Source organism: Nonomuraea sp. 3-1Str (genome assembly GCF_031570565.1).
Lineage (GTDB): Bacteria > Actinomycetota > Actinomycetes > Streptosporangiales > Streptosporangiaceae > Nonomuraea.
Window position 1 is genome coordinate 37371 of the sequence record NZ_JALHBK010000025.1, and the last position, 26008, is coordinate 63378.

Annotated in this window: 15 protein-coding genes; 9 read left to right on the forward strand and 6 right to left on the reverse strand. The window is 72.3% G+C overall.

The features are described from left to right. Window positions 1-88 precede the first annotated feature (88 nt). The 4 genes from MTP10_RS31170 to fusA all read left to right on the forward strand — a co-directional run bounded on the left by MTP10_RS31170 (window position 89) and on the right by fusA (window position 13936). The gene (locus tag MTP10_RS31170; protein WP_310713739.1) at window positions 89-3562 is read left to right on the forward strand and encodes a LamG-like jellyroll fold domain-containing protein; all 3474 of its coding nucleotides are present in this window, start codon (window positions 89-91) and stop codon (window positions 3560-3562) included. A 52-nt stretch (window positions 3563-3614) separates the two neighbouring features. Further along, a complete protein-coding gene (locus MTP10_RS31175; RefSeq protein WP_310713741.1) occupies window positions 3615-10574 on the forward strand; it encodes an RHS repeat-associated core domain-containing protein in 6960 nt (2319 codons plus the stop codon). Beyond that, entirely contained in the window at window positions 10571-10975 is a 405-nt protein-coding gene (locus MTP10_RS31180) for a DUF6896 domain-containing protein (protein WP_310713743.1), read from the forward strand. Before MTP10_RS31175 ends, MTP10_RS31180 begins: the two co-directional genes overlap by 4 nt. 918 nt (window positions 10976-11893) lie before the next feature. Beyond that, on the forward strand, window positions 11894-13936 hold the full coding sequence (gene fusA, locus MTP10_RS31185; RefSeq protein ID WP_310713745.1) for an elongation factor G: 2043 nt from the start codon (window positions 11894-11896) through the stop codon (window positions 13934-13936). A gap of 36 nt (window positions 13937-13972) precedes the next feature. Here fusA and MTP10_RS31190 read toward each other — a convergent pair whose 3' ends face one another. The 3 genes from MTP10_RS31190 to MTP10_RS31200 form a co-directional block, all read right to left on the reverse strand. Further along, window positions 13973-14953, reverse strand: a complete 981-nt coding sequence (locus MTP10_RS31190) for an ArsR family transcriptional regulator (protein WP_310713748.1) — start codon at window positions 14951-14953, stop codon at window positions 13973-13975. An 87-nt stretch (window positions 14954-15040) separates the two neighbouring features. Further along, entirely contained in the window at window positions 15041-15793 is a 753-nt protein-coding gene (locus MTP10_RS31195; protein ID WP_310713750.1) for a DUF427 domain-containing protein, read from the reverse strand. A gap of 220 nt (window positions 15794-16013) precedes the next feature. Further along, window positions 16014-17288 carry a hypothetical protein gene (locus tag MTP10_RS31200; RefSeq protein WP_310713753.1) on the reverse strand — a complete coding sequence of 425 codons (1275 nt, stop codon included), beginning with the start codon at window positions 17286-17288 and terminating at the stop codon, window positions 16014-16016. A gap of 254 nt (window positions 17289-17542) precedes the next feature. Here MTP10_RS31200 and MTP10_RS31205 point away from each other — a divergent pair, with 254 nt between their 5' ends. After that, a complete protein-coding gene (locus MTP10_RS31205; protein ID WP_310713754.1) occupies window positions 17543-18754 on the forward strand; it encodes an ROK family transcriptional regulator in 1212 nt (403 codons plus the stop codon). A 23-nt stretch (window positions 18755-18777) separates the two neighbouring features. Here MTP10_RS31205 and MTP10_RS31210 read toward each other — a convergent pair whose 3' ends face one another. The 3 genes from MTP10_RS31210 to MTP10_RS31220 are packed head-to-tail and all read right to left on the reverse strand — an operon-like array spanning window position 18778 to window position 21799. Further along, window positions 18778-20016 (reverse strand): alpha/beta hydrolase, encoded by a 1239-nt coding sequence (locus tag MTP10_RS31210; RefSeq protein ID WP_310713756.1) that lies wholly within the window; start codon window positions 20014-20016, stop codon window positions 18778-18780. Between the two features lie 59 nt (window positions 20017-20075). Next, the gene (locus MTP10_RS31215; RefSeq protein WP_310713758.1) at window positions 20076-20894 is read right to left on the reverse strand and encodes an ABC transporter permease subunit; all 819 of its coding nucleotides are present in this window, start codon (window positions 20892-20894) and stop codon (window positions 20076-20078) included. Beyond that, window positions 20891-21799: an ABC transporter ATP-binding protein gene (locus MTP10_RS31220; protein ID WP_310713760.1), complete on the reverse strand. Its 909-nt coding sequence runs from the start codon at window positions 21797-21799 to the stop codon at window positions 20891-20893. The genes MTP10_RS31215 and MTP10_RS31220 overlap by 4 nt, the downstream gene beginning before the upstream one ends. Window positions 21800-21932: 133 nt before the next feature. Between MTP10_RS31220 and MTP10_RS31225 the strand changes: the two genes are divergently transcribed. The 4 genes from MTP10_RS31225 (at window position 21933) to MTP10_RS31240 (ending at window position 26005) form a co-directional block, all read left to right on the forward strand. Next, entirely contained in the window at window positions 21933-23171 is a 1239-nt protein-coding gene (locus MTP10_RS31225) for a histidine kinase (protein WP_310713763.1), read from the forward strand. Continuing rightward, window positions 23168-23824, forward strand: a complete 657-nt coding sequence (locus MTP10_RS31230) for a response regulator transcription factor (RefSeq protein WP_310713765.1) — start codon at window positions 23168-23170, stop codon at window positions 23822-23824. The genes MTP10_RS31225 and MTP10_RS31230 overlap by 4 nt, the downstream gene beginning before the upstream one ends. Before the next feature lie 115 nt (window positions 23825-23939). Further along, the gene (locus MTP10_RS31235; RefSeq protein ID WP_310713767.1) at window positions 23940-24557 is read left to right on the forward strand and encodes a TetR/AcrR family transcriptional regulator; all 618 of its coding nucleotides are present in this window, start codon (window positions 23940-23942) and stop codon (window positions 24555-24557) included. Further along, entirely contained in the window at window positions 24554-26005 is a 1452-nt protein-coding gene (locus MTP10_RS31240; protein WP_310713769.1) for an FAD-dependent monooxygenase, read from the forward strand. The genes MTP10_RS31235 and MTP10_RS31240 overlap by 4 nt, the downstream gene beginning before the upstream one ends. The last annotated feature ends 3 nt before the right edge of the window (window positions 26006-26008 follow it).

The window sequence follows — 26008 nt, forward strand, 5'->3', positions numbered from 1 at the left end:
CATGAGGGCGGTAGGCGCCCTCGCGAACGCGGCGGGAACCGAAGAGTGCTGCGCGAACACGCGATCACGCAGACGCCCTGGAGGCTTGATGCCCCGTTCCCCCCGCGGGTTGTCCCTTGCCGCGGTCATGTCGTTACTGGCCGGTTCACTCGTGGCCGGTGGTGTCCTCGCCGGCGGCGACACCGCGGCCGCGGCGGTCACCGGCGATCCACCGGCGCAGACGGAGCAGGAGGCGCTGCAGCAGGCCCACCGCGGTAGGCAGCGGGTGGAGGCGCTGGCCCTGCGTACGGAGAACCGCCAGGTGTTCGCCAACCCCGACGGCTCGCTCACCTCGGAGACCTCGGCCCTGCCCGAGCGGGTGCACAGGGGAGACGGCTGGGCCGACGTCGACACCACCCTGGCCCTCGCGCCGGACGGAAGTGTGAAGACCGTGGCCACCCCGCTGGAGCTGACGTTCTCCGGCGGCGGGACGGCCCCGCTGGCCCGGCTGGGGGAGGCCGGACGCTCTGTCGAGATGAGCTGGCCGGGAAACCTGCCGAAACCGGTGCTCAACGGGAGCACCGCGACGTACGGCGAGGTGCTTCCGGGTGTCGATCTGAGGGTCACCGCGTCGGTGCTCGGCTTCTCCGAGGTGCTGGTGGTCAAGAACAAGGAGGCGGCGGCCGACCCCGCGCTGGCCAAGATCGTCTTCGGCATGCGGGCGAACGGTCTCGCGGTGCGCAGGACGGCGACCGGCGGTCTGAGCGCGGTCAACGACCAGGGAATCGAGATGTTCCATTCGCCGGCGCCGCGCATGTGGGACTCCTCCGGATCCGCCGCCCGCTCGCCCCTGCTCACAGGCCCGGAACGCGAGGCGCGGCAGGCCGTCATGGGCGTCGAGGTGGCCCGGAACCAGATCGCGCTCACGCCGGACCGGAACCTGCTGAGCGCTCCCGACACCACCTACCCGGTCTACATCGATCCCCAGTGGTCAGGATCGAAGCTGCACTGGACCTACGTCGACAAGTCCTATCCGTCCGAGTCGTACTGGGATTCCAGCCACGCCCCCGAGATCGGGTACTACGGCGGCGGGGTGAAGCGGTCGTTCTTCCGGATGGACTCCGACAACGTCAACGGCAAGCACATCCTGAAGGCCACGTTCCGGATGACCCAGAACAAGTCATGGGGGTGCACCGACGACCCGCAGGCGGCGCAGCTCTGGCTGACCGGCGGGATCTCCACGTCCACGACCTGGAGCCACCAGCCGTCCTGGGCCGATCACCTGGACAGCGTCGCCTCCGACGCCGGCTACAGCTCCTCCTGCCCCGACAAGGGCATCGAGTTCGACGTCACCAGCGCGATCGTCAAAGCCGCCAGGAACGGCTGGTCGAACACGACCTTCGGGCTGCGGGACTACAACGACGACGCGGGCAGCGTGTGGGGCTGGAAGGGCTTCAGCGGCTCGCCGAAGCTTGTGGTCGACTACAACACCCCGCCCGCCGCGCCGTCCGGAGTCGGCACCTACCCGGGCACGCCGTGCGTCACGGGTGCCGGCCGCCCGTCCGTGAACGCCGGGGACGCCCAGAACCCGATCAAGCTCAAGGCGAAGATCTACGACCCGGACAAGGCGAACGACGGCGTGCGCGCCGAGTTCATGATGAACCGCTACAACGCCTCCACCGGCGCGTGGGAGAGCGTCACCTCCTCACTGCCCGGGGGCGGCAAGACGGCCTACAAGTACACGACCACGGCCACCGACCACGAGATCACGCTGTCCGCTCTGGTCACGAGCGAGACCTACTCGTACAGAGTGCGGGCCTTCGACGGCACCGACGCCAGCGCGTGGAGCGCGTGGTGCGAGTTCACGGTCGACACGGTCGATCCGGCGAAGCTCCCCAAGGTCACCTCACCCGACTATCCGGCGGGCACGCCGGACGACTGGAAGGGCGGCGTCGGCTCGGCCGGCGGGTTCACCCTCGCCCCTGGTGACGGCGAGAGCGATGTGACGCGCTTCAGGTACGCGCTCGACGATCCCGGCCTCGCCACGGCCGCGACCCAGGTGAGCGTCCCCGCCGGGCAGACCTCGGTGACCGTGCGGGTCGCGCCGCGTCATGACTGGCTGAACACGCTGTACGTCTACCCCGTCGACACGGCGGGCAACGTGGGCAAGACCCCCGCCGTCTACACCTTCTACGTCAAGGCCGGTAAGGACGCGATCGGCCAATGGCACCTGGACGAGACGTCCGGCGCCACCGCCGCCGACTCGGCCGAGAGCCCGCACCCGGTGACGCTGGCCGGTACCACCGGCTGGACGGGCGGGCGGGTCAAGGGCGCGCTGCACCTCGACGGCGCCACCGGCTACGGCACCACCGGCGACCCCGTGGTGCACACCGACAGGGGCATGTCGGTCTCCGCGTGGGTACGCCTGAACGACAACTCCAAGAACTCCACGGTGGTGAGCCAGGCCGGCAACAGGGGCGCCGGCTTCCAGCTGTACTACTCCTGGGGCTACAAGCGCTGGATCTTCAACAAGTACGACGCGGACAAGGACAACCCCGCGATCGCCCGGGCCTTCAGCGACGCCGAACCGCAGGTCGGCGTGTGGACCCACCTGGTCGGCGTCTACGACGCCCCGGCCAGGCAGCTCCGCCTCTACGTGAACGGCATCCGCCAGTCCACCCCCGCCGCCTACACCTACACGCCCTGGGACGCCACCGGCCCGCTGCAGGTCGGACGGGTCAAGGCCAACGGGACCTTCCAGGAGAACTTCGCCGGCGACATCGATGAGGTGAAGGTCTGGGACCGGATCCTGTCCGACGACCCCCGCACCGTGAACGACACGGCACTCGGCAACGAGATCGCCGCCATGGCCAAGCAGCCGCCCGCCCAGCTCGGCCGCTGGCTGTTCGACGAGGGGACGGGCACCACCGCGGCCGACTCCTCCGGCTACGCCAGGACCGCGACGCTCAAGGGGAACGCGGGTTGGTCGGGCGACGGCTTCGACGGCTCGAACGTGCTGAGCCTCAACGGCACCACGGCGTACGCGGCCACCGCGTCCGCTCCGCTGCGGACCGACCACGGCTACACCGTGACGGCCCGGGTGCGCCTGACCGGCGACGACAGCTGCGCCGTGCCGGGCCAGAACATGACCATGGTCAGCCAGGACGGCGACAAGTTCAGCGGCTTCTACCTCGGCTACCGCTGGTTCCTCGACAACGGGCAGAAGGTCTACCACTGGTCGTTCGCCACGACGAGCGAGGACGCCGGCACCGAGGTGATGACGCAGACCAAGTCGGTCGACGTGGTCGACTGCATGTCGCTGAACACCTGGACACACCTGGCCGGCGTGTACGACGAGGTCGCCAAGGAGCTCCGGCTGTACGTCAACGGCCAGCTCGCCGACGTGCGGCCCTTCGCGACGGCCTGGAACGCCGGCGGCCCGCTCCAGATCGGCCGCGCGAAGTACAAGGGCGACGTCGTCGACTACTTCACCGGCGACGTGGACGACGTCCAGACCTACGCCGGGACTCTCACCGACCGGCAGATCGTCAACCTCGCCATGGGTCAGCCGCTGGACGGCTGAGCAAGCCGCGTTTCCGCCCCCCTTTGCACCGACGTTCATCCGGAGGTAAGTCGTGCTCGCTTCCTGGCGAGGCTGGGTTCGGATCGCCGGACTGCTGGCGGTCGTGGTGCCCGCCACGCTGGCCGTCCCGTTGCCGGAGGCCCAGGCCTCCGGCGACCCGGCGTGGCACCAGGCACAGGACCAGCATCCTGTACCCGGTCATCAGAGCAAGGCCCGTCCCGCCCCGCCGGATCCGGGGGCGGCGTTCGACCTCAAGGGCGCCCCCGCCGTGACCTGGCCACACCCGGGTACGGCGGTCGCGCGGCCGGCGCAGGCGAGCGCCGCCGCGGACAAGTCCCTGGCGGGGCGGCCGCCGAAGGTCCGGGCGGGGAGTCTCCCCGTCTGGGTCGGCCCGCCGTCGTCCGCCTCCGGCGAGGCCGCCACCTCCGGGAACGCGACGGCGAAACCGTCCGGTACCCCGTCGGCGTCCTCGTCCGGGAAACCGTCCTCCGCGGCCGTGGTGCCGGACGTCCAGGTGCGGGTGCTGGACGCGCGGACGGCCGAGCGGTCGCGCATCACCGGGCTCGGCATCCAGCTGACTCCCCAGGGGACGTCGGGCGACGCGTCGCACCGCGCGGCGGTCGAGGTGGACTATTCGGGCTTCCGGTACGCCTACGGCGGCGACTGGGCGTCCCGTCTGCGCCTGGTCCGGCTCCCCGCGTGCGCGGCCACCACGCCCGACCTGCCGCAATGCCAGGCCCGGACGCCGTTGCCCACCAGCAACGACGTCAAGACCGGGCGCCTGGTCGCCGACGTCGACCTGGCCGCCGCCGGCGCGACCACCCTGGCGGCCGAGGCGGGGCCGTCGGGCTCGGCGGGCAGCTACGAGGCGACCTCCCTGTCGCCCTCGGCCACCTGGAACGTGAGCAACCAGAGCGGCGCCTTCTCCTGGTCCTATCCGCTGCGCCTGCCACCGACCCCGGGCGGCCCCACCCCCAACGTCGCCTTCGTCTACTCCTCCGGCAGCATCGACGGCCGTACGGTCGCCACCAACAACCAGGCCTCCTGGATCGGCGAGGGCTTCGACTACTGGCCCGGCTTCATCGAGCGCCGCTACAAGCAGTGCGCCGACGACGACGTCACACCCAAGCGCAACGACCAGTGCTGGCGCTACAGCAACGCCACCATGTCCCTCAACGGCCAGGCCACCGAGCTGGTCCTGGACGACGCCACCGGCACGTGGCAGCCCAAGGACGACGACGGCACCAAGATCGAGAAGCTGTCCGGCGCCGACAACGGCGACAACGACGGCGAGTACTGGCGGGTCACCACTCCCGACGGCACGCAGTACTTCTTCGGCCAGAACCACCTGCCCGGCTGGGCGAGCGGCAAGGCGGAGACCAACTCCACGTGGACCGTCCCCGTCTTCGGCGACGACTCGGGCGAGCCCTGTCACAAGGACACCTTCTCCGACTCATGGTGTCAGCAGGCGTGGCGGTGGAACCTCGACTACGTCGTCGACCCGCACGGCACGGTCAGCACGTTCTGGTACGGCAAGGAGACCAACTACTACCGCCGCGACGTCACCACCATCACCGACGGCGTGCCGAACGGCACCCCGACGGTCTACGACCGGGGCGGCTACCTCAAGCGCATCGACTACGGGCAGCGCTCGGAGGCGATCTTCTCCTCCTCCGCGCCCGCACGGGTCGTGTTCGACACCAAGGAGCGCTGCGACCCGACCTCGACCTTCGACTGCGCGGAGACCAAGTTCACCAAGGACAACGCCAAGTACTGGCCCGACGTCCCCTACGACCAGAACTGCGACTCCGGCGAGAAGTGCATCGACAAGTACTCGCCGACCTTCTGGACGCGCAAGCGACTCGCCTCCGTGACCACCCAGGTCCTGGCGTCGGGCAGCACGTACAAGGACGTCGACACCTGGACGCTCCAGCAGAAGATGCGCGATCCCGGCGACGGCACCGCCGCCACGGTCTGGCTCGAGGGCATCCAGCACGCCGGCAAGGTCGGCGCCACGGCGGAGCTGCCGTCTGTGCGCTTCGCGGGCATCCAGAAGCCCAACCGTGTCGACGCCCTCGAAGGACGCCCGCCGCTCACCAAGTGGCGCATCTCCGCCATCGACAACGAGACCGGCGGCTCCCTGTCGATCGCCTACTCCGACCCGGACTGCAAGGCCGGCGACACGCCCGAACCCGACTCCAACACCCGCCGCTGCTACCCCCAGTACTGGTCACCGGAGGGGGCGACCAGCCCGAAGCTGGACTGGTTCCACAAGTACGTCGTCACACAGGTGCGCGCCATCGACCGCACGGGCGGCGCGCCCGACGAGGTGACCGGCTACGAGTACCTCGGCGGCGGCGCCTGGCACCACGATGACGACGACGGACTGACCAAGGAGAAGTACAAGACCTGGTCGCAGTGGCGCGGCTACGGCAAGGTGCGGGTCGTCCACGGCGAGGCCCCCGAGCAGCGCTCGCAGTCGGAGTACACCTACTTCCGCGGCATGGACGGGGACGAGAAGTCCGGCGGCGGTACGAAGGATGTCCAGGTCACCGACTCCGAGGGTGCGGCGGTGCCCGACGCCGAGCCCCTGCAGGGACGCGTCCGCGAGGAGATCCACTACGACGGGCCCGGTGGACCCGCCATGAGCGGCACCATCACCGGCTACTGGACCAGGCAGACCGCCAAGCGGGTCCGTTCCTGGGCCACGACCACCGCGCACCTGGTCGAGGTGGACAAGGTGCGCACCCGCACGGCGCTGGCGTCCGGCGGCTGGCGGTACACCACCACCGACACCGACTACAACGCCGACGGCCTGCCCACCCAGGTCGACGACCTCGGCGACGAGTCGACCGCGAACGACGACCAGTGCACCCGCACCGAGTACGCCCGCAACGCCGCCAAATGGATGGTCTCGTACGTCTCGCGCGTCGAGACGGTCACCAAGGCCTGCGCCGTCACGCCTGACCGGCCGGACGACGTGGCCTCCGACGTGCGCAAGTACTACGACAACCAGGCCTACGGCGCCGCGCCCACCCGGGGCGACGTCAGCAAGACCGAGAAGCTCGGATCGTGGAACGGCGGACCGCAGTACGTCACCGTCGGCACCACCACCTTCGACGTGTACGGCAGGCCGCAGGTCGTCACCGACGCCTCGGGCGGCAGGACCACCACCAAGTACACCCCGGCGACCGGCCCCGTCACCGGCACCGAGGTCACCAACGCGGCGGGCCACGTCACCAGGACCGAGGTGGAGCCCGCGTGGGGCGTCCCGACGGCCACCATCGACGTCAACCAGAAGCGCACCGACCTGGCCTACGACCCTCTCGGCCGGCTCACCGGAGTCTGGCTGCCGGGACACGCCAGGTCGACGTACCCGTCCGCCCCGAACATGAAGTTCGGCTACCAGATCCGCACCGGCGGCTCGACCACGGTGTCCACCGCGACGCTTCGCAACGACGGCGTCCACTACACCACCGGCTACGCCCTCTACGACGGCATGCTGCGTCCCCGCCAGACCCAGCAGCCCGCGCCGGGCGGCGGCCGGGTCGTGGACGACACCCTCTACGACACGCGTGGCCTGGTCCACAAGACCAACGAGGACTACTACGCCGAAGGCGACCCGGGCAGCACGCTCTGGACTCCGGCCAGTGACGACGACGTCCCCGGACAGAACGTCACGGTCTTCAACGGCATGGAGTGGCCGACCGCGCAGATCTTCCGCAAGCGCGGGAGCGAGCAGTGGCGCACCACCACGACGTACGGCGGCGACCGCGTCAGCGTCGACCCGCCCGCCGGATCCACGCCCATCACGAAGATCACCGATGCCGACGGCCGGCTGGTCGAGCTCCGGCAGTACAAGGGCGACGGCCCGACCGGCGACTACGACGCCGTCACCTACACCTACACGCCGACCGGGCAGCCTGCGACGATCAAGGACGCGGCGGGCACCACCTGGACGTACCACTACGACCTGCGCGGCCGGCTCTCCCAGCTCGACGACCCCGACAAGGGCACCGCGAAGCTCACCTACGACGACAAGACCGACCGCCTGGTGACGACCACCGACGCGCGCGGCAAGAGCATCTTCTTCAGCTACGACGCGCTCGGCCGCAAGAGCGCCGAGTACGAGGGCACCTCGGCCAGTGGCACCAAGCTCGCGGAGTGGACCTACGACAAGCTGGCCGACGGCACGGTGGTGAACGGCCAGCCGACGGCCTCGACCCGGTACGTCAAGAACGCCACCACCGGGGCGATGGACGCCTACACCACGGCGGTCACCGGCTTCGACGACGCCTACCGGACCCTCGGCACCAAGACCACCATCCCGGCCGCCGAGGGAGGGCTGACCGGCACCTACGAGACCAGCACCGACTACAACCTCGACGGCACCGTCCACCGCACCGTGCTGCCCGCGGCCGGCGGCCTGCTGAAGGAGACGCTCCTCTACGACTACGACGAGCTCGGCAACCCCACCACCATGCGGGGACTGACCAGCTACGTCACCTCCACCTCGTACTCCAAGGTCGGCCAGCTGCTCGACATGATGATGTCGAGCGGCGGCAAGCGGGTGAAGGAGACCAACTTCTACGACGAGGGCACCGGCCGGCTCACCCGCTCCCTGTACGAGCGCGAGACGTCGCCGATCTCGGTCGCGGACACCACCTACACCTACGACCAGTCGGGGAACATCACCAAGATCGCCGACAGCCCGTCCGGCCAGACGCCCGACGTGCAGTGCTTCCGCCAGGACTACCTGCAGCGCCTGGCCGAAGCATGGACGGCCACCGACGACTGCGCCTCGGACCCCTCACAGGGCGTCGTCGGCGGACCGGCACCGTACTGGCAGTCCTTCTCGTACGACATCGCCGGCAACCGTACCAAGGAGGTCGACCATCAGGCGTCCGGTGACGTCACGAAGACCTACACCTACGCCGGGGCCGGCAAGCCGCAGCCGCACACCCTGACCTCGGTCGAGTACAAGGGCGGCACCCGCGACGGGCAGATCGACAGCTATGGCTACGACCCCGCCGGCAACACCACCGAGCGCGGCTCCGGCCGGGCGCTGGAGTGGGACGTCGAGGGGCACCTCGCCAAGTCCACCGACCCGTCCGGCGTCAGCACCTTCCTCTACGACGCCAACGGCGAGCGGCTGATCCGCCGCGATCCCACGTCCACGACGCTGTACGTCGCCGGGATGGAGATCCGGCTCGACACCAGGACCGGCGCCAGGACGGCGACCCGGTACTACTCCCACGGCGGGCAGATCGTCGCCGCCCGCACCAGCAAGGGCGTCACCTGGCTCGCCTCCGACAACCACGGCACCACCGACGCCTCGGTCAGCGACGACGACACCCAGACCCCGTTACGCCGGTACTTCACCCCGTTCGGCCAGCTCCGCGGCTCACCGCCGTCGTCCTGGCCCGGCCAGAAGGGCTTCGTCGGCGGCACCATCGACGAGGCGACGTCCCTCACCCACCTCGGCGCCCGTGAGTACGACGCCGAAACCGGCCGCTTCATCTCCGTCGACCCCGTCTTCGACGCCGCCGACCCGCAGAGCTGGAACGGCTACGCCTACGCCGACAACGACCCGGTCACCAAGTCCGACCCCACGGGCCTGCAACCGGACGGCCCCTGGACCGGTACCGACGGCCGTCACCACAAGGGCGCGATGGACCCTGGCGCCGGCAGCGACGGCAGCTGGCCTCATCCCAACCACCCCGGCCACTCCGGGTCCTCCGGATCGGGCGGTGGCGGCGGCTCACGGCACTGCGGCACCTGGGACTTCGGCTGCAAGGCCGGGCACTTCTGGAACCAGCACAAGGCCACCATCGTCAACGTCACCGTCACGATCGTCGTCACGATCGGCTGCGAGGCGGCGACGGCGGGGGCGGGAAGCATCGGCTGTGCGGCAGCCGGCGGAGCCGCCGGCAACCTCGCCGGCTACCTGGTCTCCACCCCACGTGACCAGTGGAGTCTGGGCGGCGCCTTCAACGCGGCGGCGGTAGGAGCCGTCACAGGTGCAGCGGGCGGATTCCTCGGCAAGGCCGCATCGGCGGTACTCGGCAAGGTCGCGAGCACGGCGGCCGGCAAGGCCGTCACGGGTGCGATAGCCAAGGCGGCCGGCAAGGCGAGATCCGCGCTGGGCAAGATGGGCGGCGCCGCAGAAGACGCGGCCGGAGCGGAAGGCGCGGCCGCCAGAGCCGGCGGAAGCAAGGCCGGACGCCCGCATGCGTCGTCCGGATCTCGTGGGGGCTGTACCGGCAACAGCTTCGTCGCCGGTACGAAGGTCCAGTTGGCCGACGGCACGTTCAAGGCCATCGAGAAGATCAAGCCCGGAGAGAAGGTCCTGGCGACAGACCCTCACACGGGTGGGACCGCGCCGAAGCTCGTGCTGGCCGCCTTCTCGGGCGTCGGCTACCTCAACCTCGTCCAGATCACCGTCGACACCGACGGCGAGAAGGGCGACGAGACCGGCGTCATCCTCGCCACCGAACACCACCTGTTCTGGGACGCCAAGGACCGCCAGTGGGTCCGCGCCGACCACCTGACGAACGCCGACCACCTCCGCACGCCGGACGGCACCACCGTCCAGGTCGTCAGCACCACGAAGCAGCGCAACCACCCCACGGTTCACGACCTCACCGTCGCGGCCGTCCACACGTTCTATGTACTGGCGGGGAACCGGCCGGTACTCGTCCACAACTGCGAAACCGCCTCTCCTTGGGACTTCGAAAGGACACACTCAATCCAAGGGAATGCTTCCTCTCGGATAGTGCGAGCATTAACGCAGAGCATGCGCGCTGATGGATGGCAAGGCGACCCGATCTCTGTAGTGAAGCACGACGCCAAACTGTTCGTCGTGGACGGGCACCATCGGATAGCGGCGGCGAAGCGTGCCGAAATCGATGTGCCATACAGGGTGGTGGAGCTGCCGTTCAAGGGCTACCGGGATATGGAAGACGTTCTGGAGTCGTGGTATGTCGTTGGCTTTGATAGGCTTCATTTGTGACTGAATGGGCGGCGATCGACGCAGTGCGGTCTTTCGAGGCCGCGCTGCGTTCTATTCGTGATCGAGTCATTGCTCAGATCGCTGATGCCGGCAGCATCGAAGACGTGGTGCACATGGCGCAGCGGGGGGCTGTTCCCCGGGATGGCGCACTTGAGGACGGGACGCGCTACTCTGTTCACGGGATCGGCTGCAGGATGGCGGATCCCCAAGGTCTAGAAGTCGATGTGGATATTGACGAAAAGGGCCGCGGCATTTTCGATGACTGGCGCATAATCATGCACTGGGTGGCCGTTTCCGGAGAATACAGAAGTCGAGAGGAGATCCTCGCGGCATGCCGCCGGCTCGTTGATTCCGGGGAATTGATCGAGCTCCGGCAGAATTGGTTTTGCTTGCCTGACTAGCCTAGATGGCTGACCTCGACATTTCGTGATCTTCGTATGGTCGCGTTGGTGGTTCGGCTGAAGGGTGGTTTCGCGTCACTCGAAAAGTGCCTTCTGATCTGGCGTGGGCAGGACTCTCGACAAGCCTTATCCTCCCAGCTCAAAGGCGCTTTTCTCATGTAACGATCAGCTCGGCTCAAATTCCCGTGAAAGCCCGAGGCTAACTAGTCCGAGCAGAGACGGCGGGTTGAGCAGCCGCCCGGGACCACGGTCTCCCAAGAGTAACGTCCGGGCCTATGTCCACGACCTGCACAGGCGCAGCGGCCAGTGGGTCTTCTCCGTGGACACCGGACGGCTGCCCGCCGTGCCGGCGAGACACCGCTTGCACCTCACGCACCGGCCCCGTCCGATGCACCGGTCACCTGAAGGCGCCGGACGAAGCCGAGGCATCGGTCACCCTTGACGGCACCGGACCTGGCCGAGACGCCGGACCCGTGGCGGCGGCGCTGGTGGCCGTGCCGACCGTGTACCGCCCGGTGTCCAGGGTGATCGTCATGGGCGCGTCCTTCCATGAAAGCGTCTCGCGCCTATGTCGACATGCCGAAATGACGGCTGTGTCGCTCATCGGGGGCAGTGCGGCGACCGCGTGGTGAACCTCGCCCACGGCCGCAACAAATCGCTTTCTTCGCTCTCCTGCCCTTCGCTACACTCGCCACTGATCATCGACGAGGGGAAGGAGAACGGCCGTGCGCCACAGCACCGCTGCCGTCGTCCCCCCGTCGCGCCACGAGGTGATCCTGGCGTCTCCGTCGCCCCGGTGCCGGCTGCGCGGCCGCCACTGGACGACGCCCTGACGAGTACCTGACCCGCCACCCGAGGCCGGCTCGTCCGGGAAATCGCGCTGTCCCCTTTCTTTTCTGGACCGAAAGGTCATGGGCTGTGCGTGCTCACCTCTCGAAACAAGAACAGGCCGACCTGCCGGCCGTCGTACGCAATCTCGGCATCCTCGCCCACGTCGACGCCGGCAAGACCACCGTCACCGAGCGGATGCTGTACCTGGCCGGCGCCACGTACAAGCGCGGCGAGGTGCACGACGGCACGACCGTCACCGACTTCGACTCCCAGGAACGCGACCGCGGCATCACGATCTTCGCCGCCGCGGTGAGCTGCGTCTGGGACGGGCACCGCGTCAACCTGATCGACACCCCCGGCCACGTCGACTTCTCCGACGAGGTGGAGCGCTCGCTGCGGGTGCTCGACGGCGCGATCGCGGTGTTCGACGCCGTCGCGGGCGTCGAGCCGCAGAGTGAGTCGGTGTGGCGGCGGGCCGACCGGTACGGCGTGCCGCGCGTCGCGTTCGTCAACAAGCTGGACCGGGCCGGCGCCGACCTGGACGCCGCCGTCGAGTCGATCCGCCGCCGGCTGCACAGGGCCCCCCTGGTGGTCCAGCTGCCGATCGGGCAGGAGGACCGCTTCGCCGGCGTCGTCGACCTGGTCAGGATGCGCGCGCTCGTCTGGGAGGGCGACGCGTGCCAGGAAGGACCGGTGCCGGAGGACCTGCTGGACGAGGCTCGGCGGCGGCGCAGGCTGCTCGAGGAGTCGGTGGCGGAGCTGCACGCGGACGCGCTGGAGGAGTTCTGCGCGCTGCCGTCGATCTCCGACCGGACGCTGGCCGCCGCGCTGCGCGACCTGACCGCGAGCGGTGCGGGCCTGGTGGTGCTGTGCGGGTCGGCGTACCGCAACCGCGGGATCGAGCCGCTGCTCGACGCCGTGGTGGCGTACCTGCCGTCGCCGCTGGACGTGCCCGCGGTGCGCGGCGTGGACGGCGCGGAACGGGCCGCCGATCCGGAGGCGCCGCTGGCCGCGCTGGCGTTCAAGGTGAGCTCGACCGCCACCGGGCGGCTGACGTACCTGCGGGTCTACTCGGGAACGATGCGGAAGGGGGACATGGTGCTGGACACCGGCACAGGCCGCACCGAGCGCGTCAGCCGCATCCTGCGGGTGCAGGCCGACCGGCACACCGAGGTGGACCGGGCGGTGGCCGGGGACATCGTCGCGGTGGTCGGGCTGAAGTCGGCCCGCACCGGGACCACCCTGTGCGCGCCCGAGGCTCCGCTGGTGCTCGAACCGCCGAGCGCGGCGGACCCGGTGGTGTCCGTGGCGATCGAGGCCCGCCGGAGCGTGGACGCCGACCGGCTGGCCTCGGCGCTGGCGCGGCTGGCCGAGGAGGATCCGTCGCTGGCGGTCCGTACGGACGCCGAGACCGGGCAGACGCTGCTGTCCGGGATGGGCGAGCTGCACCTGGAGGTCGCGGCGGAGAAGCTCCGGCGCGACCACGGGCTGGACGTCGCCGTGGGACGCCCGCAGGTGGCGCTGCGGGAGACGGTGACGCTCGGCGTGGCCGGGCTGCTGTACCGGCACGTCAAGCAGGACGGCGGCGCGGGGCAGTTCGCCCACGTCGTGCTGGACGTGGAGCCGCTGGACGGCGAGCCGGGCAGTGAGGGCTTCGAGTTCCGCTCGACCGTGGTCGGCGGCCGGGTGCCGCGCGAGTACGTGCGGGCGGTGGAGGCCGGCTGCCGGGACGCCCTGGCTGACGGACCGCTCGGCGGCCACCCGGTGACCGGCCTGCGGGTCACGCTGACCGACGGGGCCACCCATCCGAAGGACTCCTCGGACCTGGCGTTCCGCACAGCCGGGCGGCTGGCGCTGCGCGAGGCGCTACGGGCCTGCGCGGTGGAGTTGCTCGAGCCGGTGGTGGAGGTCACGGTCACCGTGCCCGACGATACGGCAGGCGGCGTGCTGGGCGACCTGGCGGCCCGGCGCGGCCGGATCTCGGGATCGTCGGCGCGGGCCGGCACGGTGGTGATCACCGCCGTGGTCCCGCTGGCCGAGGTGTTCGGGTACGCGACCCGGCTGCGTAGCCGTACGCAGGGCCGCGGCACGTTCACCACCAGGCCGGCCGGTTACGCCCCGGCACGATAGAGGACGGCCCCGCCCGCGCGGGCGGGGCCGTCCCCCTCAGGAGAACGACCGGCCGTTGAGCAACGCCCTGCCGAGAGCGGTGATGTGATGAAAGACGGTGTTGCCGTCACGCCTGGAATCGACGAGGCCCGCATTGCGCAGCACCGCCGCGTGCCGGCTCGCCATGGCCAGTGAGATGCCCAGGCGCTGGGCCAGCTCCGTCGTGGTCGTGGGCCGGGCGACCTGCTCCAGGACGTACGCGCGGGTCCGCCCGAGCAGCGCCACGACCGGTTCGTGTTCCGGCGCGTCGTCCGCTCGCACGCGCGGGAGCCAGCCGACGGGCGGCTGCACGGGAAAGCACAGCAGGGGCGGCAGATCGGTGTCCCGCAACGTGATCGGGTGGCGGCGGCAGAACGCCGACGGCAGGAGTACGATCCCGCGCCCCTCAAGGTGCACGTCGTGCTCCACATAGTCGAGCACGCAGAGGACCGGTGGCTCCCACACCACGTCCGGATGAAGCTCGTTCAGCAGGCGATCGACGCCGCCGTCGGCGAGCGCCTGCAGCCGCCGGGCGTGGTCAGCCTGCAGGTGCGGGCGCAGCATGCGTTTGTACGGGGCTATTCCGGCATGGTGGTACTCGGTGATGGCATTGCCCAACCGGCGGAGCATCGGAGCTCCTCCGTCCAGCAGCGCCCTGATCGACGCGGAGTTCGGTTGCTTGTCATTGAAATAGCTCAGCTCTTCGCGGAACCGTGGTGTGGGGGTGGAAAGCAGCCAATCCAGTTGCTCCTCCAGCGGGCCGTTCCCGCGCCCCGGGGTCAGGAAGTCCGGTGAATATCCTTGCGGCGGCGTCAACGACAGCAGCAGGCGCATATCGGCGACTTTCACCTGCCGCGTCCGCCGCCACCACTCGCCATAAGTCAGCTCCCTGCCTTCCTGCAGCACATGGAGGCTCAGCAACACGTCCCACAACGGGTCCGTGTCCTCGGCCAAAGTAATACGCCGCAGGTCCTCGCTGGTGAAGTGGATGCGCAACACTTCCTGCCCCCTGTCCCGTCTGTGCAGACCTCATCGTCCTTCGACTACCGACCGGACAGAATGGTTGGGCGCTGGGCGCGGTCGTGGTCAGCGCTTCGGTCCCTTGCTGAACGGGGTGACCGGGCGGTCCTGCTTGACGCCGTCGACGACGATGTCCACGGCCTCGTTGTAGAAGGCCACGTACCCCCGGATCGGCGAGGCCGCGGGCACGGGGTCGGGGTAGGACCAGGCGATGTCGGGCGGCGCGCCCCCGCCCTTGAGCGACCAGTAGGAGGCCAGCCCCTTGTACGGGCACCGCGTCCGCGTCGCCGTCGCCTCCAGCAGATCGAACCGCACGTCACCGGGCGGGATGTAGTAGCGGGTCACCAGTCCGGTCTCGAACAGCAGCACCGGGCTGCGCGTCTCCGCGACCACCCGCCCGCCGATCTCGACGACGACGTGCCGGGAGCTGGGGATCGGGTCCACCCGCTTGTACGGGTCCCGCGGGTGCACGAAGATCTCCTCGTCCTCCTCGTACCAGTGGTCGAGCACCACCTCCGGATGCCCGAACCACGCGAAGGCGATGTGGCCGGGCAGTTCGGGATAACGCCAGGCGGCGTTGCGCACGAGGGCGTCCCCGACCGCGAGGTCGTAGAAGGTGCGCGCGTCATCCGGCGGTTCGCCGGCGGCGCGCAGCAGGTCGGTGCGCACGTCATCGGCGGGGAAGGCGTAGCGGGGCGTCGGCCGGCCGGGCTCCCGGACGAGCACGGGAGCGCGGCTGTCGACGACCACGACGTCGCCGCGGACGCCGCGCACCCAGCGCTCGCTCGGCTCCCAGGTGAAGGCTCCGGACGCGGGCATGGTCAGACCTCCGTCGGCTCGGCGACGCACCAGGGGGGCTTCCCACATTCAGGTAGGGACAGTCGGATGTCAACCGCGCGCCCGTACACCCGCACCGGCGCGGCGGAACGGGGCAGGGTCCCGGTGGCGGCCACACCGTCATGCAGTGCCCTCGCGGGCCGGACCGTGGGAGCGGCGGAGGCGGGCCATCACCGGGACCGTGCCGCCTTCCTGCTCGCCCTCACCGGCGGGCGCGCGCGGCGGGAAGGGTGGCCGCGGCCAGCACGGCCGCCAGGGGCAGCACCGTCACCAGGTACGCCGCCCGCAGGTCGAGCGCGGCCCCCAGCGCGGCGAGCACCGCGGGCGCGGCCAGGATCGCCGTGCCGGAGGCGAGTGCTCCGTACGCCGACGACCGCGCCACCGTGAGCCCCGGCACCTGGACCAGCCGCGCCAGCGTCACCGGGTAGAACGGCGCGATGCCCAGGCCGGCCACCACGAGCCCCGCCGCGACCGGCAGGGGGGCGTCGGTGAGGGAGACCGCGAGCGTCCCGGCCGCCGTGAGGCCGCACCCCAGGGGGACGACCGGCAGGTCGCGGGCGAGCAGACGCGGCGCCACCAGCCGACCGGCGGCCATCCCCACCAGGAACGCGGTGGCCGCCGCGGCGGCAGTCCCCGGGGCCAGCCCGGTGACCTGCAGCCGGGCCGTGCCCCAGATCGTGAAGCAGAACTCCATGGACACGGCCACCACGATCACGGCCCACGCCTTCACCGCCCGCCCCCGGCCCGGCGCGAAAGACTCCGCTCCACCCGCTCCACCGCCCGGCCTGCCGGCCGGCTCGCCGCCTGACCCGCGGGTCGAAGGCCCGCCGCCGGCCGTGGTGTCACGTCGCGGGCCGGGCGCGTCACGGGGCGGCCGTCCACGTCTCCAGGCGTCGGCCGCGAGGAACAGCAGCGGCGGAACGGCCAGCAGCAGCGCGAGCCGGCCGTTCACGGCCAGCCCGCCGAACCCGCCGGAACCGCCGAATCCGCCGAACCCGCCGGGGCGGCCCGGGCCGCTGAGGGCGTCGAGGGTGCCGATGGCGAGCGGGCCGAGCAGGGCGCTGACGCTGGCGGCGGCGTTGGCGCGGGTCAACCGGGCCGCCGCGTCCGGACCGCTCAGCAGCGCGGGAGTGACCAGCACCAGGCCCGCCGCCCCCAGCCCGAGCAGGAGCGCGCCGGCCGCCGCCGTCGGGGCGGTGGGCGCCGTCGCGAGCAGCGCGGCCCCGGCGGCGGCGACGAGGGCCGCGCCGAGCAGCGCCGGCTGCGGCCCCCGCCTGAGCGCCCACCGCCCGGCGGCCCCCACGACGAGCAGACCCGCCCCGAACGACGACGACAGCCACGCCAGCTCCCCGGCGGGCGTGTCCAGGTCGCGTGCCAGCAGCACCAGGCACGCGCCGAGACTGTTGATGGTGAACCCGAGCGCCACCTGCGCCAGCGCGACCTGCCGCACGGTCCGCCGGGTGTCCGCTCCACCCATGTCCGCTCGGCCCGCGCCCGGGTGAGCCACGTCCGGCCGGCCGGTGGGCGGTTGCCCGGCGGGAAGCCGCTGTTCGTCCGGGAGGTCTGTGTCGTCCCGGAAGCCGGTCATCGGTCCGCCGGGGCGGTGCCGGGGCCCGGTGGGGTGCCGTCAGGGCATGCTGTTCGGAGTGGGCCGGGATCCGGTGGTCGTCGCCGCACGGGGTCTCCTCACGTTAAACTCGTCAAACGAGGATAAAGGAGGCACCACCGCCCATGGCAAGCCCCGCCGGTCGCGGCCGGCCCGTCCGCGCCCTCTCCGTACGAGCGCGGGACGCCCGGTGGCGTGGCGCGCTGGCCGTCCTGGACGAGATGCGCCGAGGGCCGGGCGTCACCCGGGCGGTCGTGGCCCGGCGGCTCGGCCTGTCCACCGGATCGGCCACCGAGATCACCGCCCGGCTGCGCGACCTGGCGCTGCTCGCCGAGAGCCCGGCCGCCGCCTCCGGGCGGGGCCGTCCGACGACCGTGCTCCATCCGCACCCGGACGGCCCGGTCGTCATCGCCGTGGACCTCCGCCAGGAGGACTGGCGGTGCGCGGTCGCGGAGCTCGACGGCACGCCGCGCGTCGCCGAGGAGGGCAGGCACGGGAGCCGCGATCCGGACCGCGTGATCGGCACGATCGCCGAGGCGGTGGGCCGGGTCCACGCCCGGCTCGGTGGCCGCGTCCGTGCCGTGGCCGTGGCGGTCGCCGCGACCGTGCGCGACGGCGGGGTCGTGCAGTCCGCGACGCTGGGCTGGGACGCGGTGGACCTCACCGCGCTGGCTCCCGTACCGGGCCTGCCGCTGCTGGTCGGCAACGACGCGACGCTCGCGGGCGCCGCCGAGGCGCGTTACGGCGCCGCCGCCGGGGCGGGTACGGCGCTGCACGTCACGATCGAGGTCGGCGTGGGCGGGACCCTGGTCGTGGACGGCCTGCCGGTCCAGGGGGCGACCGGAGCCGGCGGCGAGTTCGGCCACCTGCCGCTCGGAGACCCCGCGCTGCGCTGCCCCTGCGGTGCCCTGGGCTGCTGGGACCTCGCGGTCGACGGCCGGGCCATCGCCCGCCACCTGGGAGAGCCGCCGCCCGGCGACCCCCGCAGCTACGCCCAGGCGGCCCTGGCCAGGGCGGAGCACGACACGGCGGTGCGGTCGGCGGTGGGACGCGCGGCGGGCGGGTTCGGGCGGGGGCTCGCCGGGCTGATCAACGCGTTCGACCCGGGCATCGTCACGCTCGGCGGGTTCGCCGAGCCGCTGCGGGCCGCCGCCGAGGAGGAGTTCGCGGCGGCTCTGGCCGACGGGCTGATGCGGTTCCGACGCGCGGAGCCGCCGCCCGTGGTGGCCGCCGCCCTCGGAGGGGACGGCGCGCTGCACGGGGCGGCGGCGACCGCGCTCGACCACGTCCTCACGGAGGAGGGCCTCGGCGCGTGGGCGGCCGAGCATGCCGGCTGAGCGGCTGGAGCCGTCCGCTGAGGTCAGGGGGTGTGGAAGGCGACCTCCGGGTCGGCGCCGGCAGGCCCGTCGAGCAGCGGCTGCTTCCTCCTCTTCAGGTGCAGGTCGAAGAAGGCGCCGACGTAGGCCCGGGTGATCTGCAGGGAGCGCTGCGGGGACAGGGCGCCGGGCGCGGACATGCCGGCCGCCTGCTGCAGGAGGGCCAGGTCGGTGAAGGCGGTGTGGTCGGTGTGGGCGACCGTGAGCCAGCGCTTCCAGCCGTCCATGTGGGACCAGCTCGCGTCCCAGGTGTCGTCCTTGCCGGGAACGTGGTCGTCATGGCTGCCCATCAGCAGGAAGGGCCGGCCGCCGAGGGCGCCGGCGGGGACCGCGGGGTGGAAGGTGCCGTCCAGGTTCACCCCGGCCCGCACGCGCTTGTCGGCCGCCATGGTGGCCGCGCCCGCGTCGCCGCCGAGCGAGTGGCCGGCCATGCCGATCCGCCCGGGGGCGATCATCGCGGCCATCTTCCACGCCGACCGCCGGCCGGTCAGCTCGTCGATGACGAAGGAGACGTCCAGGGTGCGGCTCTTCGTGATGGCCGCCTGCCCGCCCTCGGGCGGTTTGGGCTGGTCGCAGAGCGGGGCGCAGGTGAGGGTACGCCCGTCGGGGAACGTCGTGCCGGAGGACTCGTAGGCGTGGTCCACCAGCGCGACGACGTACCCGCGGGAGGCCAGCTCCTCGGCCAGGAAGGTGAGGCTGGCGCGCGGCAGCCCCAGACCGGGGGAGAGCACCACCAGCGGGAACCGGCCGTGCTTCGGGGCGGCGCCGGTGTGGGCGTGGGTGCGGGTGGCGCTGACCGTCTCGGGCGGGATGGAGACGCCGGGGGCCTTGCGCCGCAGCAGCGACTCGGCCTCCGCCACGCTCATGTACGGCGCGGAGGGGCCGGCGTCGGACCGGGCGGGGTAGTACATCGACACCATGAGCTGCCGCGGGCCGTCCTGCGGCACCCAGGGGTCCTTGCGGTCCTCGTCCACGAGGTGCAGCGTGTCGCGGCCGACCGCGTACGGGCCGGTCGGCCGGGGCAGTTCGAGGCGCACGGCCGAGGCGGGCCCGGCCGCTGGGGCGGCCGCGGGAACGGGGGCGGCGAGGGCGGGTGCCGCCGGTGCGGCGGCGGTCACGACGCAGGCTGTCATGACGCAGGCCGCCACCGCCAGGGGAACGGCCGCCGTCAGGCGCGGCCGGCGGGCACGACGGGCGGGCTCCTGGGCGTGGTGCTGTCGCATGGTCTCTCTCTCGTCGGAGGGTCTCGTCGAAGGACGATCGGTTGAGGGTCGGAGGGCGTTCAGACGTCCCGGCGGTGGACGACGAGCAGGGTCACGGCCGCCGCCACCAGCGGCCACAGCGCGAAGACGAGCCACGAGCCCGTGACCGTGGGCAGGGCGGGGCTGTCGCGGGGCGCCACCAGCGACAGGCAGGTACGCCAGACGTAGAAGGGGAACAGGGCGTACAGGTCGTTGGCCCACTGGTGCACGGTCGGCTTGAAGAACATCGGCAGGACGACCAGCACGGCGCAGACCGTGACGACGGTCGCCGCGGTGTGCCGCAGCAGCGCGCCGATGCCCATGCCGACCAGCGCCGACACGGGCGCGAGCAGCGCGTTCGCGGTGAGGACGCGGGCGACGCCGGGATCGCCGAGCGCGGCGGCGACGCCCCGGCCGGACAGGATGGCCTGGCTCACGCCGAACGCGGCCGTCACCGCGACCGCGCCGGTGGCGAGCATGACGCCCGCCGTGACGGCCACCTTGGCCACGACCACGCGGTGGCGGGCCGGGACCGCGGTGAACGTGCCGCGGATCAGGCCGGAGGCGTACTCCCCGGCGATCGTCAGGGCGCCCACGGCGCCCGCGCCGATCATCACCATGACCCCGGCCAGGCCGCTGAAGGCCTCGGTCATCGGGTTGAACATGGCCTTCTCCATCGGGGTGAAGGCCGGCCACGCGTCGTACGTCTCAAGGCTCGACTGCGCGGCCAGCCCGATGACGGCCAGCGTGCCGAGCCCGAGGACCCAGCGGGTGGATCGCAGCGACCACAGCTTGATCCACTCCGACGCGAGCAGGTCACGGAGGCGGGCACGCGGCGCGCCGGAGGCTCCGGAGGTCATCGGCGGTCACCGGCGAGGTACTCGGCGTGGCCCGCGGTCAGCTCCATGAACGCCTCCTCCAGCGACGCGGCGCGCGGGACCAGCTCGTGGAGCACGATCCCGTCCCGGTGGGCGAGCTCGCCGACCCGCGCGGCGCCCATCCCCGTCACCGTGAGCACGTCCGCGCCCGGCGAGAGGGTGGCGCCCTCCCGGGTCAGTACGGCGGCGAGCCGGGCGGGGTCCGGGGTGCGCACGGTGACGCGGTCGCGGGCGCCGCGCGCCGCGAACTCGGCCAGGCTCTCCTCGGCGATCAGCTCCCCCCGGCCGATGACGACGAGGCGGTCGGCGGTGTTCTCCATCTCGCTCATCAGGTGGCTGGAGACGAGGACGGTGCGGCCCTCGGCGGCCAGCCGCCGGAACAGGCCGCGTACCCAGCGCACGCCCTCGGGGTCGAGGCCGTTGACCGGCTCGTCGAACAGCAGCACGGGCGGGTCGCCCAGCAGGGCGGCGGCGATGCCGAGCCGCTGCCGCATGCCGAGGGAGAACCCGCCGACGCGGCGGCGCGCCACGTCCTCCAGCCCCACCTCCCGCAGCACCTCGGCCACCCGGCGGCGGGGCAGGCCGTTGCCGCGGGCCAGCGCCGACAGGTGCGCGGCGGCGCCGCGCCCCGGGTGCACGTCGCCCGCGTCCAGCAGCGCGCCGGCGTGGCGCAGCCCGGCGCCGTGCCGCCTGAAGGGGCGGCCGCCGATGGTGGCGGTTCCGGCGGTGGGCCGGTTCAGGCCGAGGATCATGCGCATCGTGGTGCTCTTGCCGGCGCCGTTCGGGCCGAGGAACCCGGTGACGTGCCCGGGCCGCACCGTGAACGTCAGGTCGTTCACGGCCGTCACGCCTCCGTAGCGCTTGGTCAGTCCATTGACTTCGATCACGTCGTCAACGCTGCCGTGGGTGGCCTTCCCGCGGCATCGGGCCACGGGCCCGTTCCGGCGCGACGAAGGTGGCCCGCGGGCGTACGCCCCTGGGCCGATGCCCGGCCGGCAGGCGGTGGCTACGATCGACCGCGTGCACCACGACCCGCCCCGCCCGCCTCTGACGCAGCGGCTGCCGCCGGGCGCGCGGACGGCGCTCACCTGGTGCGCGGTGGCGGTCTTCGCCCTCGTGCTGTTCGTCACGCTGCTGAACCAGGACCGGGACGTCCACCCGGAGGCCCCCGCCGCGGCGGCCGCGGCCGCCGTCATGGCGCTGCCCCTGGCCGGGTCGCGGCGCCGGCCGTCGGCGGTGCTCGCGGTGCTGCTGGCCGAGATCCCCGTCGCGACGGCCGCGGGGGTCATGGCCGATCGGATCTGGCCGGTGTTCCTGGCCGCCGACATCCTGACCGGCCTGGTCACGGCCGGACGCGCACGCCGGGCCGGCGTCGTCGCCGCGGTCGCCGCGCTGGCGGTCCAGCAGGCGGCCTGGCAGTTCGACCTGTGGCGCGGCGGCCACCGCGCCCTCGCACCGGGTTTCGTCGGGCTGACGCTCGTGCTCGCCCTGGGCGTCCTGGTCGCCTGGCTGGCGGGCACCTCGATCCGCCAGCGGCGCGAGTACGGCCGGGCGCTGCGCGCGCACGCCACCGCCGAGGCGGTCACGGCGGAGCGGCTGCGCATCGCCCGTGAGCTGCACGACATGGTCGCCCACAGCATCGGCGTCATCGCCATCCAGGCCGGCGCGGGCGCCAGGGTGATGGACGCCGAGCCGGCCAAGGCCCGCGAGGCGCTGACCGCGATCGAGACCACCAGCCGCGAGACCCTGAGAGGGCTGCGGAGCCTGCTCGGCGTGCTGCGCCGGCCGGAGCCGCGGCCCGCGGAGCCGGCGCCGTTCGCGGGGCTGGCGGACCTCGACGCGGTCGTGGCCATGACCGCCGCCGCCGGTGTCCGCGTGGACGTGCGCTGGAGCGGCGAACGCCGCCCGCTGCCGGCCGCCGTCGACCGGTCCGCGTTCCGCATCGTCCAGGAGGCGGTGACCAACGTGGTCCGGCACGCGGGCGTCGCCCGCTGCGCGGTGTCGATCGACTTCCGCGACGAGGAGCTGCGCGTCGAGATCGTCGACGCCGGGCACGGCCCCGCCCCCGCGGCCCCGCCCGGCGGCGGCGGGTACGGCATCGCCGGAATGCGGGAGCGCGTCGCGCTGCTGGACGGTGACCTCAGCGCCGGACCACGGCCCGGAGGCGGCTTCCGGGTCGCCGCCCGGCTGCCCGTCCCGGACAGGCCCGACGACGACCACGCGTCGGGCGCGATGACGAGTGCCGAGGGGGCGCGGTGACGATCCGGGTCGTGCTGGCCGACGACCAGCCGCTCATCCGCGCCGGGCTGCGCACGGTCATCGCCGGGACGCCGGACGCGGACGTCGTCGGAGAGGCCGGGACCGGCGCCCAGGCCGTGCGGCTGGCCAGGGAGCTGCGCCCCGACGTGGTGCTGATGGACATCCGCATGCCCGGCATGGACGGCATCGAGGCCACCCAGATGATCACAACGGGTGAGCCGGCCCCCCGGGTCGTCATCCTGACCACCTTCGACGACGACGACAACGTCTACGCCGCCCTGCGGGCCGGGGCCAGCGGCTTCCTGGTCAAGGACATGGCGCTGGAGGACATCCTGGCGGCCGTCCGCGTGGTCGCGGCGGGGGACGCCCTGATCGCGCCCGGCGTCACCCGCCGCCTCATCGGGGAGTTCGCCGCCCGGCCCCCCTCCACGCCGGGCTCGCGGGATCTCGGCGGTGTGACCGGACGCGAACGCGAGGTGCTGACCCTGGTCGGGCGCGGCCTGTCCAACGCCGAGATCGCGGCGCACCTGCACATCAGCCCCGGCACCGCCAAGGCGCATGTGGCCAGCCTGCTGGCCAAGCTCGGCGCCCGCGACCGGGTCCAGCTCGTCATCGCCGCCTACGACGCCGGCCTGGTCTCGCCCGCCCGCTGACCGGCCCGGGACCGCCGGGCCCCGGGCCCGGCGTCCGATCCGGCCTTGTGAGGGCCAGCAGTCCGGAGTACGGTCGAACCGTACGGTACGGTTCGGCAAGGGGAGAGAGGCTCGGATGGAGCAAGAGGACGCCAAGGTCCGCCAGATCCGGACGGCGGCGAAGACGCTGTTCCTCCGGCACGGTTTCGCCCAGGTGAGCACGGCGGCCCTGGCCAAGGAGGCGGGGGTGTCCAAGGAGACCCTCTACACGCGTTACCCGAGCAAGGAGGCGGTCCTCGCCGACGTGCTCGAACACCTGATCACCACCACGGAGGACACGCCGGAGGCGGCTCCGGCCGTCACGTCGAGGGCCGCCCTGGAGAGCGCGCTGCACGTCTTCGCCCGCCGGCTCCTGGCCGGACTCATGGACCGCGAGTACATGGAGCTGGCCCGCATCGTCATCGCCGAGACGCCCAGGTTGCCGCACGTCGGCGAGACGTTCCGGAACGCCGTCCCCGAGCGGGCGCTGGCCGGCGCGAAAGGTCTGCTGGCCGCCGCCCGCGAGGCCGGGCTCATCGACGACGTCGATCTGGACGCCGCGGCCCTCCTGCTGGTCTCGCCCCTGGTGACCCACGCGCTGCTGCAGGTTCTGCTCGTCCCTCCCTCGGTCGGGCGGCCCCCCGAGGCGCTGGACGTCGACGCGCACGTGGCCCTGTTCCTCAGGGCGATCCCCTTCACGGAGGAAGCATCATGAACGCGGACATCATCATCGTCGGAGCCGGCCCGGCAGGGCTCCTGCTCGCCGGAGACCTGGCCGGCGCCGGGGTGCGCGTGACGGTGGTCGAGCGCCGTACCGGCGAGTCGCCGCTCTCGCGGGCCTTCGCCGTGCACGCGCGCACCCTGGAGCTCCTCGACATGCGTGGCCTGGCCGACCAGGCCATCGCCGGCGGCACCACGGTCCCGGGCCTGCTGATCTGGGACCACGTCGTGATCGGCATGACCGACCTGCCGGGCCGGCACCCGTACATGCTCGTCACCCCGCAGTACGAGATCGAGCGGTTGCTGATGCGACGCGCGCTCGGCAACGGCGCCGAGTTGCTGTCCGGGCACGAGGTCACCGGCGTGGAGCAGGACGGCGAAGGCGTCACGGTGCGCGTCCGCGCGCTCGACGAGGACGCCGGCACCCTGCGGGCGTCGTACGTGGTCGGTGCGGACGGCAGGCACAGCACCGTGCGCGAGGCCGCCGGCATCGGCTTCCCCGGCCACGCCGTCGCCCGCTCGGTGATGCTCGCCGACGTCAGGCTGACGGAGAAGCCCCGGGAGCTGCTGTCGGTCAACGGTGTTCGCCAGGGCTTCGTGTTCATCGCCCCGTTCGGTGACGGCTGGTACCGCATCATCGGCCGCGACCACGCCGACGGCGACCTCCCGGACGACGTCCCCGTCAACTTCGAGGAGCTGAAGCGGCTGACCCGCGAGTGTTACGGCACCGACTTCGGCATGCACGATCCGCGCTGGATGTCGCGCTTCCACAGCGAGGAACGGCAGGCCGTCCACTACCGCGCGGGCCGGGTGTTCATCGCCGGCGACGCCGCGCACGTGCACGCGCCCGCCGGCGGCCAGGGCATGAACACCGGCCTGCAGGACGCCGCCAACCTGAGCTGGAAGCTGGCGGCGGCCGTTCGGGGCTGGGCCCCGGCCGGGCTGCTGGAGAGCTACGAGGCCGAGCGGCACCCCGTGGGCAGGACCGTCCTGCGCACCAGCGGCCTCCTCACCTGGTTGGCGCTGCTGCGCTCGCCGGTGGCGCGCGCGGTGCGCAACCAGGTCAGCGGCGCCGTCATGAACATCCGGCCGCTGCGCCGCGCGGTGGCGCTCAACATGCTCTCCGGCATCGCGGTCCGCTACCCCGCGCCGGACGGCGCCCACGCGTGGGTGGGAAGACGCGTCCCCGATCTCGCGCTCGCCGGCGACGCGCCGGGCAGGTTGTACGAGGCGCTGCGCCGCGGGAGGTTCGTGCTCGTCACCCGGCTCGGCCCGCCGGCGGGGTGGAGCGACCGCGTCGACCACGTCGCCCCGGCCGAGGCTTCAGCTGCGGCGAGGTGCATGCTCGTCCGTCCCGACGGCTACCTCGCCTGGGCCGGCGACCGCAGCGACGACGCCGGCCTCGCCGAAGCCCTCACCCGGTGGTGCGGCCCCGCCGCCTGAGAC

Coding starts and splice junctions, on each gene's coding strand:
- MTP10_RS31170 (WP_310713739.1), top strand. CDS start 89: ATGCCCCGTTCCCCCCGCGGGTTGTCCCTTGCCGCGGTCATGTCGTTA.
- MTP10_RS31195 (WP_310713750.1), bottom strand. CDS start 15,793: ATGCCCGCGTCCGGAGCCTTCACCTGGGAGCCGAGCGAGCGCTGGGTG.
- MTP10_RS31200 (WP_310713753.1), bottom strand. CDS start 17,288: ATGGGTGGAGCGGACACCCGGCGGACCGTGCGGCAGGTCGCGCTGGCG.
- MTP10_RS31205 (WP_310713754.1), top strand. CDS start 17,543: ATGGCAAGCCCCGCCGGTCGCGGCCGGCCCGTCCGCGCCCTCTCCGTA.
- MTP10_RS31210 (WP_310713756.1), bottom strand. CDS start 20,016: ATGCGACAGCACCACGCCCAGGAGCCCGCCCGTCGTGCCCGCCGGCCG.
- MTP10_RS31215 (WP_310713758.1), bottom strand. CDS start 20,894: ATGACCTCCGGAGCCTCCGGCGCGCCGCGTGCCCGCCTCCGTGACCTG.
- MTP10_RS31235 (WP_310713767.1), top strand. CDS start 23,940: ATGGAGCAAGAGGACGCCAAGGTCCGCCAGATCCGGACGGCGGCGAAG.
- MTP10_RS31240 (WP_310713769.1), top strand. CDS start 24,554: ATGAACGCGGACATCATCATCGTCGGAGCCGGCCCGGCAGGGCTCCTG.